This is a genomic window from Enterococcus sp. AZ071 (genome assembly GCF_050499065.1).
Classification (GTDB): Bacteria; Bacillota; Bacilli; order Lactobacillales; family Enterococcaceae; genus Enterococcus_A; species Enterococcus_A ferrettii.
Map to the genome: position 1 here is coordinate 1,382,776 of NZ_JBIPAS010000001.1, position 16,204 is coordinate 1,398,979.

At 41.2% G+C, this 16,204-nt stretch carries 18 protein-coding genes and 1 riboswitch; of the genes, 3 read left to right on the forward strand and 15 right to left on the reverse strand.

Annotated elements, in window-relative coordinates:
• Positions 1–10: 10 nt before the first annotated feature.
• Complete coding sequence (argS, locus tag IGI49_RS06820) at positions 11–1,702, reverse strand: arginine--tRNA ligase (protein WP_429963903.1); 1,692 nt, start codon at positions 1,700–1,702, stop codon at positions 11–13.
• A 273-nt stretch (positions 1,703–1,975) separates the two neighbouring features.
• The gene (argF, locus tag IGI49_RS06825; RefSeq protein ID WP_429963904.1) at positions 1,976–2,989 is read right to left on the reverse strand and encodes an ornithine carbamoyltransferase; all 1,014 of its coding nucleotides are present in this window, start codon (positions 2,987–2,989) and stop codon (positions 1,976–1,978) included.
• Between the two features lie 150 nt (positions 2,990–3,139).
• A riboswitch (PreQ1 riboswitch) is annotated at positions 3,140–3,184 on the forward strand.
• Between the two features lie 21 nt (positions 3,185–3,205).
• Here argF and IGI49_RS06830 point away from each other — a divergent pair.
• Both IGI49_RS06830 and IGI49_RS06835 read left to right on the forward strand, forming a co-directional pair.
• Complete coding sequence (locus tag IGI49_RS06830; protein WP_429963905.1) at positions 3,206–4,180, forward strand: nucleoside hydrolase; 975 nt, start codon at positions 3,206–3,208, stop codon at positions 4,178–4,180.
• A 5-nt stretch (positions 4,181–4,185) separates the two neighbouring features.
• Positions 4,186–4,728: an ECF transporter S component gene (locus IGI49_RS06835; protein ID WP_429963906.1), complete on the forward strand. Its 543-nt coding sequence runs from the start codon at positions 4,186–4,188 to the stop codon at positions 4,726–4,728.
• Between the two features lie 55 nt (positions 4,729–4,783).
• On the opposite strand, the gene tsaD is transcribed toward IGI49_RS06835, so the two are convergent.
• The 8 genes from tsaD to IGI49_RS06875 form a co-directional block, all read right to left on the reverse strand.
• Positions 4,784–5,788 (reverse strand): tRNA (adenosine(37)-N6)-threonylcarbamoyltransferase complex transferase subunit TsaD, encoded by a 1,005-nt coding sequence (gene tsaD, locus IGI49_RS06840; protein WP_429964979.1) that lies wholly within the window; start codon positions 5,786–5,788, stop codon positions 4,784–4,786.
• A 4-nt stretch (positions 5,789–5,792) separates the two neighbouring features.
• On the reverse strand, positions 5,793–6,251 hold the full coding sequence (gene rimI / locus IGI49_RS06845; protein WP_429963907.1) for a ribosomal protein S18-alanine N-acetyltransferase: 459 nt from the start codon (positions 6,249–6,251) through the stop codon (positions 5,793–5,795).
• The gene (rimI, locus tag IGI49_RS06850) at positions 6,248–6,796 is read right to left on the reverse strand and encodes a ribosomal protein S18-alanine N-acetyltransferase (protein WP_429963908.1); all 549 of its coding nucleotides are present in this window, start codon (positions 6,794–6,796) and stop codon (positions 6,248–6,250) included. Before rimI (IGI49_RS06850) ends, rimI (IGI49_RS06845) begins: the two co-directional genes overlap by 4 nt.
• Complete coding sequence (gene tsaB, locus IGI49_RS06855) at positions 6,780–7,487, reverse strand: tRNA (adenosine(37)-N6)-threonylcarbamoyltransferase complex dimerization subunit type 1 TsaB (protein WP_429963909.1); 708 nt, start codon at positions 7,485–7,487, stop codon at positions 6,780–6,782. Before tsaB ends, rimI (IGI49_RS06850) begins: the two co-directional genes overlap by 17 nt.
• A 371-nt stretch (positions 7,488–7,858) precedes the next feature.
• Complete coding sequence (locus tag IGI49_RS06860; protein ID WP_429963910.1) at positions 7,859–8,842, reverse strand: substrate-binding domain-containing protein; 984 nt, start codon at positions 8,840–8,842, stop codon at positions 7,859–7,861.
• Positions 8,843–8,857: 15 nt separating this feature from the next.
• Entirely contained in the window at positions 8,858–10,339 is a 1,482-nt protein-coding gene (gene galT / locus IGI49_RS06865; protein WP_429963911.1) for a UDP-glucose--hexose-1-phosphate uridylyltransferase, read from the reverse strand.
• Between the two features lie 11 nt (positions 10,340–10,350).
• Positions 10,351–11,340, reverse strand: a complete 990-nt coding sequence (galE, locus tag IGI49_RS06870) for a UDP-glucose 4-epimerase GalE (RefSeq protein ID WP_429963912.1) — start codon at positions 11,338–11,340, stop codon at positions 10,351–10,353.
• A 182-nt stretch (positions 11,341–11,522) separates the two neighbouring features.
• The gene (locus IGI49_RS06875; RefSeq protein WP_429963913.1) at positions 11,523–11,897 is read right to left on the reverse strand and encodes a RidA family protein; all 375 of its coding nucleotides are present in this window, start codon (positions 11,895–11,897) and stop codon (positions 11,523–11,525) included.
• A gap of 162 nt (positions 11,898–12,059) precedes the next feature.
• On the opposite strand from IGI49_RS06875, the gene IGI49_RS06880 reads away from it, so the two are divergent.
• Positions 12,060–12,227, forward strand: coding sequence for a DUF3042 family protein (locus IGI49_RS06880; protein WP_207702335.1), 168 nt, complete (start codon positions 12,060–12,062; stop codon positions 12,225–12,227).
• Between the two features lie 32 nt (positions 12,228–12,259).
• Here the strand turns inward: IGI49_RS06880 and IGI49_RS06885 are convergent, their stop codons facing one another.
• The 5 genes from IGI49_RS06885 to IGI49_RS06905 form a co-directional block, all read right to left on the reverse strand.
• Complete coding sequence (locus IGI49_RS06885) at positions 12,260–14,068, reverse strand: FAD/NAD(P)-binding protein (protein ID WP_429963914.1); 1,809 nt, start codon at positions 14,066–14,068, stop codon at positions 12,260–12,262.
• Complete coding sequence (locus IGI49_RS06890; RefSeq protein WP_429963915.1) at positions 14,061–14,420, reverse strand: DUF488 domain-containing protein; 360 nt, start codon at positions 14,418–14,420, stop codon at positions 14,061–14,063. Before IGI49_RS06890 ends, IGI49_RS06885 begins: the two co-directional genes overlap by 8 nt.
• Positions 14,421–14,593: 173 nt before the next feature.
• On the reverse strand, positions 14,594–14,995 hold the full coding sequence (locus IGI49_RS06895) for a rhodanese-like domain-containing protein (RefSeq protein WP_429963916.1): 402 nt from the start codon (positions 14,993–14,995) through the stop codon (positions 14,594–14,596).
• A 26-nt stretch (positions 14,996–15,021) separates the two neighbouring features.
• Positions 15,022–15,975 (reverse strand): ROK family glucokinase, encoded by a 954-nt coding sequence (locus IGI49_RS06900; protein ID WP_429963917.1) that lies wholly within the window; start codon positions 15,973–15,975, stop codon positions 15,022–15,024.
• Complete coding sequence (locus IGI49_RS06905) at positions 15,975–16,184, reverse strand: YqgQ family protein (protein ID WP_429963918.1); 210 nt, start codon at positions 16,182–16,184, stop codon at positions 15,975–15,977. The genes IGI49_RS06900 and IGI49_RS06905 overlap by 1 nt, the downstream gene beginning before the upstream one ends.
• Positions 16,185–16,204: the final 20 nt, after the last annotated feature.

The window sequence follows — 16,204 nt, forward strand, 5'->3', positions numbered from 1 at the left end:
GCCTTCGATTTTACATTTTGTTTGGTGCGTGAACGCCTAGCAAGCGCAAATCTTCTTTAAGAATCGTAGTAACTGCATAAACTAAAGCTAAACGAGCGTCCTTTTGCTCATCATCTACTAAAATCTTAGTATGTGCATAATATTTATTAAACGCTTGTGCCAATCTCAATGAATGCTTAGCAATAACAGAAGGTTCATATTGCTCTGCCGCTTGAGAAACCGCATCAGGGAATGCTTGCAATAGCTTGATGATTTCCCAGCTGTCCGCATCATTTAAGGCATACGCTCCTGTTATACTTGGCGCAAAGTCAGCTTTATCCAAAATAGTCATCGCTCTGGCATGAGTGTATTGAATATAAGGTCCAGTTTCCCCTTCAAAACGAACCACTTCTCCCAGTTCAAAGTCAAAATTGTTTAAGCGGTCATTTTTCAAATCATGGAAAATAACGGCACCGACACCTACTTGGCGAGCCACTTCTTCTTTGTTTGGTAGGTCCGGATTTTTCTCAACGATTTGTGCTAAAGCCGATTCGGTTGCTTCGTTCAATACTTCCTCTAGTAAAATAATTTTACCTTTACGAGTAGACAGCTTTTTACCACCTTGGGTAATCAAACCAAATGGAATATGCTTCATGTCGTCAGACCAGTCAAAGCCCATTTCCTTTAGAACTGCTTTTAACTGTCTAAAGTGAATACTTTGTTCATTTCCAACCACATATAATGACTTCACAAAATTGTAAGTCCGTTTGCGATAAATCGCCGCTGCCAAATCCCGGGTAATATACAAGGTGGCACCATCTGATTTTTTAATTAACGCTGGGTTTAAATCGTAGGCTTCTAAGTCAACAATTTCTGCCCCTTGGTCTTCCTTCAGCAAATGCTTTTCTTCCAGCATCGTCACGACTTCATCCATTTTGTCATTGTAAAAGGCTTCGCCGTTGAATGAATCAAAGCTGACTTCCAGCATGTCATAAATCTTGTTGAACTCTTTCAACGATTCACTGCGGAACCATTCCCATAGCTCGACTGCTTCTGCATCGTCTTGTTCTAACCGCTTGAACCATGCCCGTGCTTCATCTTCCAAAGCTGCATCGTTTTCTGCTTCTTCATGGAATTGTACATACAGACGCAATAGTTCGCTGATCGGTTCAGCCTTTACCTTTTCCTCAGAGCCCCATTTTTTATAGGCTACAATCAATTTACCAAACTGCGTGCCCCAGTCGCCCAAGTGATTGATCTTAACTGGTTGATAACCAACCTTGCTTAAGATTAAGCTAATGGAATTGCCGATTACTGTTGATCTTAAATGACCCATTGAAATAGGCTTAGCAATGTTAGGTGAAGACATATCAATCGTTACATTGCCATTGTTACCAATTGTGCTGGCGCCAAATTGACTGCCGGCTTCAATAATTTCTTTTAATACGTTGCCGGAAACAGCTTCTTTATTCAAAAAGAAGTTTAAATAAGGTCCGACTACCTCAACCTTTTCAAAATGTTCGGGATTGATTTTTTCGGCTAAATCCGCTGCAATTTGCTGAGGTGCTTTGCGGTAGATTTTAGCCAACGAAAATGCTGGAAAAGCTACATCCCCATGGTCTGCTGACTTAGGGTTTTCTAGTAAGCGTGCTACATCCTCCAGTGTTAAATCTTCTTTAACTACTTCATAAACTGCCTGTGCTACAATCTCTTTGTTGTTCATCCTTTTTCCTCCTTAAGCAATAAAAAAAGCCCCTGATGAAGATTCCTTCATCAGAGACGAGACTTTCCCGCGGTACCACTCTTATTGTCTTTACGACCTGCTTTACTATAACGGTAGCTGCCGTTTCATCTCCAAAGTGCGCCCTCTATCTTGGTTTATCTGGCTCACACCCTCCCAGACTCGCTAAAAAAACTACCCAATAGACTTCTCTTTTTCCTCGATGAAATATTTTATCTGGCTTTCATAGTACCAGATACCAGCGAGAAGTCAAGACTAAACTTCAGGGATAAAAAGATTTCCTAAGGTTGCCGCCATTACTGCTTTAATTGTATGCATGCGATTTTCTGCCTGTTCAAACTGATGGGCGTAGGATGCTCGGAAGACTTCATCGGTCACTTCCATTTCTGCCAGACCGTAGGTATCCTTAATTTCCTGGGCAACTTCCGTTTGTACATCGTGGAAAGCTGGTAAACAATGTAAAAAGATCGTTTCTGCTTTGCCGGTTTTATCTACCATCGCTTGATTGATTTGATAAGGCAGTAACAGATCAATCCGTTTTTTAAACTCGGCTTCTTCACCCATGGATACCCAAACATCGGTATAAAGAACATCTGCTCCTTTTACCCCAGCATCAATGTCCGCGGTAATCAAAATTTCAGCTCCTGATTCCTTGGCGTATTCTTGCGCCAATTCAACTAATTTAGCTTCAGGGGACAGTTCTTCAGGCGTCACAATGTGCGTGTTCACACCTAAGATCGCTCCGGTAATCAACAGGGAATTTGCCACGTTGTTTCGTCCATCCCCTACGTAAGCTAAGGTAAGTCCCTCAATTTTGCCGAACTGTTCCTTCACCATCAAGAAATCAGCCAACATTTGTGTCGGATGCCATTGATCGGTTAGTCCATTCCAAACTGGAACCCCAGAAAACTCAGCCAATGCCTCCACTGCTACTTGTGAGAAGCCGCGATATTCGATGCCGTCGAACATACTTCCCAACACCTTAGCAGTATCCTCGACTGATTCTTTTTTACCAAGCTGAATGTCGTTTTTGCCTAAATATTCAGGATGTGCCCCTAAATCAATCGCTGCTGTGGTAAAAGCCGCACGCGTTCTAGTAGAAGTTTTCTCAAACAGTAAGGCGATGTTCTTTCCTTCCAAATAGCGATGACTAATATTCTGCTTTTTCATCGCCTTTAAATGTGCAGCAAAATCAATCAGATACATTAATTCCTCTTTTGTAAAATCCTTTTCCTTTAGAAAGCTCTTCCCTTGAAACACTGAATTCATCCTGTTCCTCCTTTTGTATATTTAGTCGTTATTTAGTAAATTTACTTATTTTTATACATAATACCGGATAATTCAAAAAATAGCAATGCCTCTTTTAAATCTTCTGATTTTCCTCTATTATAAGGAGGTGCATTTAAAATCAGGCTTTTGCCCGGACTGGTTCGGAAACTTCCCAGAATAAAAAACTAAGAATCTCAACAAAGGAGGTAGGAAAAAATGCAACAAGTGATTATTGATTGCGATCCAGGGATTGATGACGCCCTGGCTTTAGAATATGCGATCAAATCAACAGAGTTAGAGGTCTTAGCCATCACTGTCGTCGCCGGAAATGCGCCGGTAGATATCGGCGTGAACAATGCCTTCAAAGTACTGGAGCGTTGTGACCGGTTAGACATCCCAGTGTATTGCGGCTCGAAGGCACCTCTTAAAAGGCCTTACGTGTCAGCACAAGATACCCATGGCATGGATGGATTAGGCGAAAGCGACATTAATCGACAATCCCAAGTTCAACCACAAGAGGAACGCGCTGAGAAATTTCTGGCAGACTTTTTTGCCCAAAAGCGGACAGTCGGTATTCTAGCCTTGGGACCCTTGACTAACATTGCCTTCGCATTGCAGTTCAATCCTGAGCTGGGGAGAAATCTGCAGCGCTTCGTTACTATGGGCGGCACCTATAAAAGCCACGGAAATTGTTCCCCCGTTGCAGAATATAATTATTGGTGTGACCCCGATTCAGCCAAGCTAGTCTATGAAAACTTGGGTCAACTAATTGAAATGGTCGGTTTGGATGTAACGCGAGAAATTGTTTTTAGTCCAACGATACTCGAATACTGTCGACGCATTAATCCGGATACCCATGACTATTTACAAAGAATTACCCAGTTCTATTTTGATTTTCATTGGGAGTATGAGCATTTGTTAGGTTGTGTCATCAACGACCCATTAGCCGTTGCTTATTATATTTCTCCAGAAATCTGTACCGGTTTTGAAAGCTATACTACCGTAGAAACCGAAAGCCTAAGTATTGGCCAAACTCTGGTTGATCATTACAATTTTTGGAAAAAGAAACCCAACACTAAAATTTTGGAAACCGTTAATACCAAAGCTTTTTTCACCCAGTTTTTAACCGTCCTTTTAGATGCACCAGAGGCAATGATTGCTTCTGATCTAAACCTATTACAGTTAGGATGAGACGAATGGAAAAAACAGCACCACGATTAACGATGATTGCTTTAGCAGTTGCTTTAAATATTGTATTGGGAAATTTAGCGCTCTTCTTACGCTTGCCCATTTATTTAGATACAGTCGGTACTATTTTCGCAGCCACAGTCCTAGGACCTGTGGCTGGTATTCTTACCGGTTTATGCAGTGCCTTATTTACTGGCGTGACTACTGATTTATTTTCGCTTTATTTTGCGCCAGTTCAGCTGTGTGTCGGCTTTATGGCCGGCGTTTTACTTCATAATAAAAAGGCCAGCTGGTCATTACCCTTGAAGGCTTTGGCAATTACGTTGCCTGGAACGATAAGCGCTTCTTTGATTACGGTTCTGCTCTTTGGTGGGATTACCTCTTCTGGCTCAAGTTTGATCGTTCAGGTAATTCATGGCCTAGGAGTCAATCAAACCTTAAGCGTCTTTTTAGTCCAAATTGGAACGGATTATCTAGACAAATTGCTAGCCGTCAGCTTAGTAATTAGTGCGGTAAAAGCTTTGCCCCGGTATCGGCAAATTGTCTCTTAAAATTTAAAAAGCGGGTGCCTCCGTCCTAGGATTAGGATAGAGGCACCCGCTTTTTTTAAATGTGTTGAAAGGCTAAACTTGGATTTGCATTTAAATCTATCGCTGCTACATGCTGCTTCTGCAACTCTACATGTGCTGCAGCTCCGATCATTGCTGCATTGTCGCCACATAATTTCAATGGTGGGATCACTAGCTCAAGCTCTGGCAGTTCCTCAGCTAAAGCCAGCTTCATTCCTTCACGCAAGCCTTGGTTAGCCGCTACTCCGCCAGCAATTACTAGCTGCTTCACTGGATAGGTTTTGCAAGCGCGAATTGTTTTCGTCACTAGTACCTCCACTACACTTGCCTGGAAGCTGGCAGCTAAATTAGCTGTATCTAAGACTTCCCCACGCTGCTCAGCGTTATGCACTAAATTGATAAAAGCACTTTTTAATCCGCTGAAGCTGAAATCAAAATTGTCTTCCTTCAGCATGGCCCGCGGAAAATCATAGGTATCTTCCCCTTGGTGAGCCAATTGATCCAGTTCCTTACCGCTAGGATAAGAAAGGCCTAAGATCCGGCCTACTTTATCGTAGGCTTCACCTGCGGCATCATCCCGTGTTTCACCAATAATCTCGTAAGAGCCGTCTTCAACCATGTATACTAATTCCGTATGTCCACCGCTGACTAATAAAGCCATCAGTGGAAATTCCAACGGCTGAACTAAACGAGCTGCATAAATGTGGCCAGCCATATGATTCACTGGAATCAAAGGCAAACCGTGGGCCCAAGCAAAGGCTTTGGCGGCACTTAAACCGATTAACAGAGCCCCTACTAATCCTGGTCCGTAAGTTACTGCTACTGCTTGCAGCTGATCCAGTGTTACTCCGGCCTCAGCTAATGCTTCATCTAAACAAAGAGTAATTTGTTCTACGTGGTGGCGGCTTGCCACCTCTGGAACAACTCCGCCAAAACGGCGATGGCTGTTAATTTGCGAAGCGACAATATTTGATAGCACAGTTTCACCATTTTGGATCACCGCAACACTAGTTTCATCACAGCTGCTTTCGATAGCTAATATATATTCATTCGTTTCCGTAAGTGCTCCCTGCTTTCCATTTCATAATTATTGCATCTTCCACTGGTGAGTGATAGTAATGTTTCCTTTCACCAATCACTTCAAAATGCATCTTTTCATAAAGACGACGTGCCGCCAAATTGGACGCACGTACTTCTAAAAATATTTGTTCCACCTTTTCCTGCAAAGCATACTCAAAAAGACGCTTAAACATTTTTTCAGCCACCCCTTGCCGCTTGTAGGCAGGCAAGGTTGCTATGTTAGTGATTTCAATTTCATCCAGCACCTGATGGAATCCTAAAAAGGCGATCAATGCTGATTTTTCCTCTAACAAATAATGGCTATGCTTCTGCTGCAAATCACTGTAAAATTCAGTAACCGTCCAAGGCGAGGTTCCACCATAGGCAGCTGTATTGATTTGCCATAGCTGCTGAGATAATTGCTCCAGTTGAGTTTCGCTGCTCATTTTTCTTCCTCTAATGGCTTAACCATCTCCAGCGCATCTTCATTATTCTCAGTATAGTAATTTCTGCGAATTTTTTGTCCTTCGAAACCTAAGCGACGGTATAAACGCTGAGCATCCTTATTACTAATCCGCACTTCTAAGGACATAGTAATACAGCTCTTCATTATAGCGAATTTTTCCACTTCGTCAATCAAAAAGGTGCCTAGTCCACGACCTTGAAATACCCTTTTAGCCGCAACATTCGTAATATGTGCATCATTGCCAATCACTCGGGCGCCGATAAATGCCACCAGTTCTTCCTGGTGCGTCAAGCAGATATACAAATGTGGGATTGGTGAATGGATTTCCGCCATAAAAGCACTCTTTGTCCAAGGTACCTCACCTAAATAAACATCCTTTTCCAAAGCAATCAATTCTTTTATGTCATAGTCGTTGATACTACGCAGAAAATATTCCTGCTCTTTTATCGTGACGTTGCGAGCTTCAAAGGGCTGCTGCTTGCGCTTTACAACCGTTCGGAGCAAACCGCTAAACTTTTTCAACATAATTCTCATCCCCTGGCTGATGTGTTTCCAACCATTTCTCCTCTGCTTCGACTCGCTTTAAATACGCCGGTACAAAATCCTGAATATCCGCTGCAGGTTCAGTCACATTACCTAATTGTCCTAATGTGACTCCATTTGGAAGATTTATTCGGTCATCTGTTTCAATTTTAGCAGTTGGAAGTACGGCTTGAATCTGTTCGGTAAATTTTTCGGTTTCCCCTACAAAAACTGCCTCTTCCTTAATTTCATTTAGCAAGTCGTCTAAGGAGATGTGCTGGTCAGCAATAATTGTAGTCAGCTGGCCCTGCTTCCATTGATAAGCACCCGCGTATACATTATTCCGGCGAGCATCCATAATCGGAACAATCAAACGAGAATCATGGATATTAGCAGCTAATGATTTTAAGCTGGAAATTCCAGCCAAATCTATATTCAGTGTACTAGCTAATGTTTTAGCCGTTGTCACAGCAATTCGAATCCCTGTATAAGATCCTGGTCCTTGAGCTACTACGATACGGTCCAACTCTTTAGGTGTCAGACCACTCACCTTCATTAGGTGTTCGATCGCCGGCATCAAGGTTAAGCTGTGATTCGTTTTACGATTTAGCTGAAATGATGCGACCGTCTGCTGATCTTCTAAAACTGCTACAGCCAACGTTTGATTCGACGTATCGAATGCTAAGATTTTCATATTTATTGATTCCCCGCTTTCAGATAGCCACATTTTACCATAAAATCTTTTTTCAATATAGTTGTGCTTAATTTATTTAAGGAATCGCATGTTTTTAAGCTTTGTTCTTACTTGAAAGTGAAGAAATTCCCAATTATTTGTTTTAAATATTTTTCTTAAATATTTTGAATTTTTAATTCAGCAATTTATCTTGTTTCTAAAATAAATAAACCTTACTATAGGAAACGAGGCAAGTGAGCAACATTTCATTCTTTTCTCTCTGATAGAATGAGTTTTAGAGAACCAACATCCTGCATCTTCTTATCATGCTTGCCTCGACAGTAAAAAGAAACCTGAGAATCGCTTTTAGCGAACCTCCCAGGCTTCTTTTGTTATTTGGTTGACTCGCGAAGAACCAGCTTCGTTCCCAGCATAATCTTTCTTGAAACAGGGGCGCACTCTTTGGCCAGTTCCAAAACGGTGGATACCGCTAATTCCCCCATCCACTCGGTTTCCACTTTGATGGTTGAAAGCTTTGGTGAAACATACTTAGCAACACTCACATCATTAAAGCCAATAATTGAGATGTTTTCAGGAATACTCATTCCTGTTTCCTGAATTGCCTGCATAGCGCCTATAGCCAATGCATCACTAGAAGCGAACAAGGCAGTAGGCAGCTTTGAATGCTGCTGTAAAAAGGTTGCCATTGCAGCTTTTCCAGCTTCAACACTAAACTCAGCCTGCAAAACATACTCCTTTTTATAAAGCTTCAACCGGCGCATTTTTTGCTCGAAAGCCGTTAAACGTGGGTCCAGAATCGGCTGATGGGTTTGTTTGGTATGTTCAATTCCGGCTAAAATTCCAATATTTTCATGACCTCGGGCCACAAAGTGATCGATAACCGAATCTACGCTCTGATTGAAGTCAACAACTAATGAATCAAAACCTTCCGAAGTTGCATCGTAATCAACAAACAGCAGGTTCTCATCCACTTCGCGAATTTGTTTGATCTGTTCCGTATCAAATTTTCCTAAAGCAATTGTTCCTACCGTTTTTAAGGTCGTTAGTTCTGTCAAAGCTTCGCGCTTCACTTGAATGTTTAGTTCCTCCGCCCGTTTCTCAATTCCTAGACGGATAGCTAAATAGTAGAGATCAGCCAACTCTTCCTCCGCATCGTACCATTGAACTAAACGTAGAACAGTTGTTTCTGTCTTACTATTTTTCTTATGCTTGGTATAATTCAACTCTTCAGCTGCTTGAAAGATTTTGTGTTTAGTTTCCAAGCCCACTGATATTTGCGGATCATAATTAAGCACCCGTGAGACTGTCGCCGGAGAAACGCCAGCTAATTCCGCTATATCGCGAATGGTCGCCATTTTATTTCCTCCTGACTATAATCCCGCAGTAAAGCGTGCAAAGGCCGCCTGCCCCGCTTCATCTCGTTTAAATACACCGGCATCTTCTAAAACACGCGCGAATACTTTCCCAATTTCCTGCTGCAGAATTTCCTCTGCGTTATCAGCAGTAATTGCATGTTCAGCCTTAATAGCATCTGCCCACTCCTGTTGATATGCCTGTATCTCATTTGATCGATTCACTAAGTATTTTTCAACCTCTTGCATTTCCTCTTTCAAACGTGGAGGCAATACTGCCAGTCCCATAACTTCAATCAAACCAATATTTTCTTTCTTGATATGCTGAACATCAGGATGGGGATGGAAAATCCCATCAGGAAATTCTTCAGAAATATTATTATCTCGCAAGACAAGATCCAGTTCGAAAAGGTCTCCTTTACGTCGAGCAATCGGTGTAATCGTGTGATGAGGCGTTCCATCCGTTGAAAAAGCAACAACATCAACACTTTCATCCGTGTATTGTTTCCATGATTCAAAAATGTATTCAGCAGCGGCTACTAAATCCTTAGGTTGCTTGCCTTGCAAACGAATCACTGACATCGGCCATTTTACAATTCCAGCCGCAACAGAAGGAAATAGTTCCAACTCAATTTCTTTTTCTACTTGTGCTACTGCCATTGGAAAGGTATGACGTCCCCCCTGATAATGGTCATGGGACAGAATAGAACCGCCCACAATCGGCAAATCAGCATTTGAGCCGACAAAATAATGAGGTAAGACCTCAGTAATCTTCAGTAAACGGGCAAATGTTTCCCGCGTAATCTTCATTGGACGGTGTTCCTCAGAAAGAACAATACAATGCTCATCATAATAAGCATAAGGTGAGTATTGCAATCCCCAGCTTTCGCCATCCAAATTCATTCGAATAATTCGATGATTTGTACGTGCTGGATAATTCAATCTGCCTTTATATCCTTCGTTTTCCATACACAGAAGACATTTCGGATAATCCACCTGAACCACTTCACGTTCTGCGGCTATTTGCTTAGGGTCCTTTTCTGGTTTCGAAAGATTGATCGTAATCTCCAAAGTTCCATACTCGGTCTCGGCAGGAAACACAATATTTTTAGCAATATCCTGTGTTTTGATATAATTGTTTGTTTGACTTAATTGGAAGAAATAGTCCGTCGCTTCCTTAGGATTTTTAGCATAGTACTGTGCAAAATACGCATTTACTACTGAAGGCGGCGGTGTCATGAAATCCATCAGCTGCGATTCCAGAATATCCTTTTCAGCCGAAAGCTCACCAATCACCTGATTCTTTACTCCCTGTGCCACTAATGGTTGAACCAACTCCGCGGCAGAAGCTTCTACCGGACGAATTTCAGCTGCTTCCAGCCCATCTTCACCAATCAGTCTGATTACCTGATTTTCCAAGTAGATACGGTCCATATCCATCCAACCACCAGAATGAATCGCGAGGCTGACAAAGTCTCTAACTATTTGACTAATCAACATTACTTTTCCTCCTAGTCTTCATATCCATTCGGATGACTGACATGCCAATTCCAGGCTGTTTGAATGATCTCTTGAATGTCTGTATACTCAGGCTGCCAGCCTAGAACGGTTTTAGCCTTTTCACTTGAAGCGACTAACGTACTAGGATCACCTGCTCGACGAGGACCAATTTTTGCAGGGATATCTTTTTGAGTTACTTCTCGAGCAGCATCCAGCATTTCCTTCACTGAGTAACCATTGTTAGAACCTAAATTAAAAACGTTGCTCTCATTTCCGGCCTTCAAATATTCCAACGCTAAAATGTGAGCCATTGCCAAATCCTCTACTTGGACGTAGTCACGAATACATGTGCCATCTGGCGTATTGTAATCATCGCCAAAAATTGTCAAATGTTCTCTTTGTCCCAGTGCAACCTGTAAAATAATTGGGACTAAATGAGTTTCTGGATCATGATCTTCTCCAATGGAAGCGTCGGCCTTCGCACCTGCAACATTGAAATAGCGCAAGGCTACATAACGCATACCATAAGCATTGTCACACCAGTGCATCATTTTTTCCATCATCAGCTTGCTTTCGCCGTAAGGATTTTTAGGATTAGTGGGAGTATCCTCACTAATTGGTGAAACTTCCGGTTCGCCGTAAGTTGCCGCAGTAGAAGAAAAGACAATATTCTTCACTTTGAACTCTTCCATAACCTCCAGCAGCATTTCCATACCAACTACATTATTATTGAAATATTTCAAAGGCTTCTCTACCGATTCGCCAACTAGTGAGCTAGCTGCAAAATGGACGACCCCTTCAATCGTTTCTTTTTGAAAAACTTCCCGCATAAACGTCTGATCTCGACAGTCCCCTTCATAAAATGCCGCCTTAGAATGAACCGCTTCACGATGTCCTGTCAGCAAATTATCCACTACTACTACTGAATATCCTTGATTAATTAGTCGGTCGACCGTATGCGACCCGATATATCCTGCCCCACCTAGAACTAAAATTGACATATCTTCACTCCTTTAAAATATTTACTAAAAAAATTATAATATTTTTACTAAAAAAATACAAGTTGTTTTACCAAAGAATGATCTGCCAATCTTACTACCTATCTCAAAAGTATCGATGATCCTTCGAATTTACTAAGTAAAAACAGGTAAATCCCTAGCAGTAGGAATTTACCTGTACATTTTTATGCTTTTTCAGCAATTACTTCAATTTCAACTAGCGCATCGGCTGGAAGCTTCGCAACTTGAACGCAGCTTCTAGCTGGGTATGGTTCTTCGAAATGATCCGCGTAAATTTCGTTTACCGCTGCAAAATGATCTAAATCTTTCAAGAACACAGTCACCTTCACTACATTTTCCAATGACAAATCAACCGTTGACAATACGTTTTTGATATTGGCTAAAGATTGTTTCGCTTGCTCTTCCACGCCTTCTTTTAATTGATTTGTAGCTGGATCAATTCCTAATTGTCCTGATAAAAAGACCGTATTGCCAGTTACCATTCCTTGAGAATAAGGACCTAAAGCTTTTGGTGCTTGATCAGAATTTAAACGCTCCATCTTTTTCTCTCCCTTATCATGTTTTAATAACTCTTATTATACCCAATTCCTTCTCAACAAGCCAAGCTTTGTTAAATAATTTTCGCTAACTAATCTTTTAGCTTTCCATTTTAGTCATTTTGTTTCATAATAAAAGTAGTAATAAGAGGGAGGCTAAATGTTATGCGTAAATTTACATCTGGATTTTTCACAGGAACTTTAGCAACTGCAGCAATCGTTGCCGGCTTTTTAGTAGGTGTGAAGAAAAAAGTCATTGAACCATTAGAAGAAAAAGAATCTAAAGTTGATGAAAACCGTAAAAAAGCCCGTAGAAAACGGATTGCTCGTTAAAAAAAGAAAGCAGTTTGCTTTCTTTTTTTGCGTTATTTTTGATAGATCGATTGTACGATCTGATCTGCCATTTCAAAAATACGATCACTGGTTTTGGGTCTTGGTGAAGAAGCATTCAACCAATCCAAACCTTCAACTGGCACACCATAGCAGTAAAGCTTTTCTAAGACTTGATTTTGTTGATTGATTACTTGGTGGGTCTTGCGGCTTACCAGTATCGCACCACTTTCCCGCAGCTCGCCCTCTACGTTTACTGTATGAGGGGCTAAAAAACCTCGTTCTTTCAGCGTTTGAATCAGTGGGTTAAGGGTTCGCCGAAAATTCGTTGACGGTATCCGGGCCTCCAATAAATGATTAGCAGCATACGTCACTGCTTCGTTTTTCTTACTGTATGCCACAAATTGATTTCCCTCACACTCAACAGCCATATCCGGAGCTAAGAAAATAGCGACTCCTGCTTTCTCCAAAGCAGCTAGCTGCTTCATCCGAATCACTGGCGGTCCCACTGTCAAAAATCCATAGTCTGGATTGTATTTCCCCCACAGTTCCTCCCAGTATTCTTTTGGTGTAAATGCTTCCCGATCAATCAGTTTGTGTATTGGCAACTGCAGCTCTTTCAAGGTATCCAAGGCTGAAGCAATTGCACCAGTCATGTTGCCCTGTTCAGCTTCGCAGATATCTTTTTTCATATATTCACGAACAAAAGCTGGAAACTGCTGCGGATCAATTACTTTTCCCGGATTCAAAAGATCTTCCCAATCCAATTGAAGATCTTTCGGAACATTAAAGCGTGTCAAAACACTTTTTCGATCTTCCTCACGGTACCCAGCCAGAAATGCTTCCACATCAATCGAGGTATCCGCCAATTTTTTCTCATAATAGACTAACTCAGCTTCTTTTCTCAACAGGTCGAAAAATTCAGCTCCTTCACCCGGCTTAAACTGATCAAGCCGCTCATCAGTAAGCAACTGCGGCTGTGCATCTTCCCCAGCTCGCTTTTGATTAACTGGTCGAGCGTGATAAGATAATCCTCTACCAGAGCCAATTATTATTTTTCCTTCTCTGCCAGATGGTTGGTACTGTATTTCTTGGTCTTTTTCTATAAAAGTTCCTCCCCAATATTTAGGAAGTAATCCAATATAATCAAAAAAGCTAAGACCCATTCCTCTCAAGATTATATCTTCATTAGGCTTGATATTTTCTAAAGAAACTGTGGCTGGATTTTTGGGTGGTTGATACGTCAATCCCTGCTCTTCAGCAAAAATTGAAAGTCGTTCTTCTTCTTTAGATAATTCATTTTCAGCATGTCCGGTTGCCAAAATCACCTGATCTACCAAGTGTTCTTCATTAGCAATTAGCGTAATTTTGTCCTCAATAATTATATTTTTTACCGCTTCTCGACGAAAGGTCAGAGTAATTCGTTCGGTTAAATGAGCCTTCAAATTTAAGAAGAACCATTGCTGATACAACCCATAAAACCTGCGTTGACAGCAATCATTTCTTCCCAACGAAGCCGCTTGAGTTAAAAAATCCTCCTGATTTTCTTTTACCTCTTGTTTAATAAAATCGGGTGCTTCTTTTTTGCTCCATTCATATAAGTTCGGCCCAGGTGCGACAGCTCCTCCAGAGATCAATGTTTGATCTGTAAACAGAGTCACATGCTCCATTACACTATTCATCAAAACAGCATCATTTTGTTGCGGGCTCCAAACTTTACCACCTGGTCCATCAGGGTCAAAGGACAAAATCTCCAACTTTTCATTTTTATTGTAGTTTTGAACTAAACGATCCAACATAATCAACCCATAAGGCCCCGCACCAACAACCGCAATCTTACCCATTGATTTGCTCCAACCTTTCCTTTAGCACCACTGCTTGATTATGTTCCTGATCTTTAGCACCATAAACTAAAGTAAGCGGATCATATTCTTTAGTTAATTGACTTAGTCGTTCAAAGGCCGCTTGATGATCAACATCCTTCAGTTCTTCTAGATATCCTTCAGAAAACTCAGAAAACTTTGCCGGATCATGATCAAACCATTTTCGCAACTCATTACTAGGGGCTACTTCCTTCAACCATTCATTGATAGCAGCTTTTTCTTTAGAAATTCCTCTAGGCCAAATACGATCTACCAGTACACGATAGCCATCGTCAGCCGAAGCTGCTTCGTAAGCTCGTTTGATTTTTATCATTTCCCTCACCTCAATTCAAGAGTAAAGAAAAATAGACGAAAGTGCAACTCAAAACAACAGCTTGGTAAAGTAAATAACGCAAAAAAAGGGCTTTGACATACGAAATGCCACAAGCCCTAAAAAACGGATAAATGACGTGACTGAAGAAACTCTATCACAATCTTTTTTTTCAATTAATCAATTTTTTTCTTTTTCACCTTGCCTTGCCACTCTTCGATGCCGCCCTTTAAAATGTACAAGTCAGTATAGCCATTTTTACGCAACAGGTTAGCTGCTCGCGCACTAACCGATTTATTGAAATCGTAAATATAAATTGGCTGATCCTTGCGTAGTGAGCTCTTTGTTTCCTTTAACATAGAATACGGAAAGCTGCGGGCACCAAGAATATGCTTGGCATTAAACTCATCCCGTTCTCTCACATCAATCACTTGTGCCTTGCGCATTCCCGCTTGAAACTCCTCTTGAGTCAGCATTTTTGCTGAGCGTTTCACCATAATTCGAACGAATACCTCATACCCGACGAATAGGAGAATCACCGCTAATAAAATAATATTTAATGTCCACCAAAATGACATACGAAACTTCCCTTCTTAATTCAAGATTATCGTGCTAGTGAAGCAGCACCAATCACTCCAGCTTCATTACCTAATTCAGCTAATTTAATTTTTGTACTATTTCTAACTTGAGGGAACGTAAATTGTTCAAAATAAACCTCAATCCGACTACGCAAAAATTCTCCAGCAGCAGATACGCCGCCACCAATAATAATTGCTGAAGGATTCAACGTATTGCCGATATTTCCACAAGCCAATCCTAAGTAGAAGGTAACCTTATCAACCACTCGTAATGCAAGATCGTCATTTGTAGCTGCTAACTCAAATACATCTTTACTAGTAATGTCTTCCCCATTATCCAAACGGGCTTTCAACTCAGAACCACCAGCATATTCCTCCGCCAATTGACGAGCAACCCGAACGACACCCGTTGCACTAGCTACGGTTTCTAAACAGCCGCGTTTGCCACATGTACATTCAAAGCCTTCTGGGTCTACAGTAACATGTCCAATTTCGCCGGCACAGCCAGCTACACCATGAAGCAATTGCCCATTCATGACAATTCCGCCGCCGACACCTGTACCAAGTGTTACGAAAACAACGTCAGGATCATTTTCACCAGCGCCTTTCCAACGCTCACCTAATGCTGCAACATTTGCATCATTGTCAAGAAAGAAAGGGATACCTGTTCCTTTTTCAATCATTTCCTTAACTGGCTGCAAGGTTTTCCAGTTTAAATTATACGCTCCGATCACAGTTCCCTCTGTAATATTGACACTTCCAGGGGTTCCCATTCCAATGCCCATAAATTGCTCAGGCTTCATATCATATAATGCCAAATGATGATTAATTGATTCGACAATATCCGGTACAATATGCGTTCCCTCATCCAAAATATTAGTATCAATGCTCCACTTTTGTTGGATTTCGCCATTTTGAGTTAGAATCGCAAATTTTACGGTCGTGCCGCCTAAATCAATTCCCAATAATTTTTTATCCATCAGTGTTCACCTTCCCGACTTTCTTCAATGTGATGCTCTCTTTTTAAAATGCGCCAGCCGTTTAAATAGGTATCATGATCAATCAATCGTCCCTCGTACAAATTCTTCAACTCAATTTGCATCAGTTCAATATCATAAATACGCTTTCCTACATAAACATAAATGCCAAATTGCTTAAGCAATTGCTGCACATCATACAAACTCTCCATTCAATACACATCCTCAAATA

Excerpts from the sequence above, each read along its gene's own strand:
- IGI49_RS06905 (WP_429963918.1), bottom strand. The coding sequence starts at position 16,184 with ATGGAGAGTTTGTATGATGTGCAGCAATTGCTTAAGCAATTTGGCATT.
- IGI49_RS06895 (WP_429963916.1), bottom strand. The coding sequence starts at position 14,995 with ATGTCATTTTGGTGGACATTAAATATTATTTTATTAGCGGTGATTCTC.
- IGI49_RS06860 (WP_429963910.1), bottom strand. The coding sequence starts at position 8,842 with ATGGCGACCATTCGCGATATAGCGGAATTAGCTGGCGTTTCTCCGGCG.
- rimI (WP_429963907.1), bottom strand. The coding sequence starts at position 6,251 with ATGAGCAGCGAAACTCAACTGGAGCAATTATCTCAGCAGCTATGGCAA.
- IGI49_RS06900 (WP_429963917.1), bottom strand. The coding sequence starts at position 15,975 with ATGGATAAAAAATTATTGGGAATTGATTTAGGCGGCACGACCGTAAAA.
- tsaB (WP_429963909.1), bottom strand. The coding sequence starts at position 7,487 with ATGAAAATCTTAGCATTCGATACGTCGAATCAAACGTTGGCTGTAGCA.
- IGI49_RS06885 (WP_429963914.1), bottom strand. The coding sequence starts at position 14,068 with ATGGGTAAGATTGCGGTTGTTGGTGCGGGGCCTTATGGGTTGATTATG.
- IGI49_RS06890 (WP_429963915.1), bottom strand. The coding sequence starts at position 14,420 with ATGATAAAAATCAAACGAGCTTACGAAGCAGCTTCGGCTGACGATGGC.
- galE (WP_429963912.1), bottom strand. The coding sequence starts at position 11,340 with ATGTCAATTTTAGTTCTAGGTGGGGCAGGATATATCGGGTCGCATACG.
- argS (WP_429963903.1), bottom strand. The coding sequence starts at position 1,702 with ATGAACAACAAAGAGATTGTAGCACAGGCAGTTTATGAAGTAGTTAAA.
- rimI (WP_429963908.1), bottom strand. The coding sequence starts at position 6,796 with ATGTTGAAAAAGTTTAGCGGTTTGCTCCGAACGGTTGTAAAGCGCAAG.
- galT (WP_429963911.1), bottom strand. The coding sequence starts at position 10,339 with ATGTTGATTAGTCAAATAGTTAGAGACTTTGTCAGCCTCGCGATTCAT.
- argF (WP_429963904.1), bottom strand. The coding sequence starts at position 2,989 with ATGAATTCAGTGTTTCAAGGGAAGAGCTTTCTAAAGGAAAAGGATTTT.
- IGI49_RS06880 (WP_207702335.1), top strand. The coding sequence starts at position 12,060 with ATGCGTAAATTTACATCTGGATTTTTCACAGGAACTTTAGCAACTGCA.
- IGI49_RS06830 (WP_429963905.1), top strand. The coding sequence starts at position 3,206 with ATGCAACAAGTGATTATTGATTGCGATCCAGGGATTGATGACGCCCTG.
- IGI49_RS06835 (WP_429963906.1), top strand. The coding sequence starts at position 4,186 with ATGGAAAAAACAGCACCACGATTAACGATGATTGCTTTAGCAGTTGCT.
- IGI49_RS06875 (WP_429963913.1), bottom strand. The coding sequence starts at position 11,897 with ATGGAGCGTTTAAATTCTGATCAAGCACCAAAAGCTTTAGGTCCTTAT.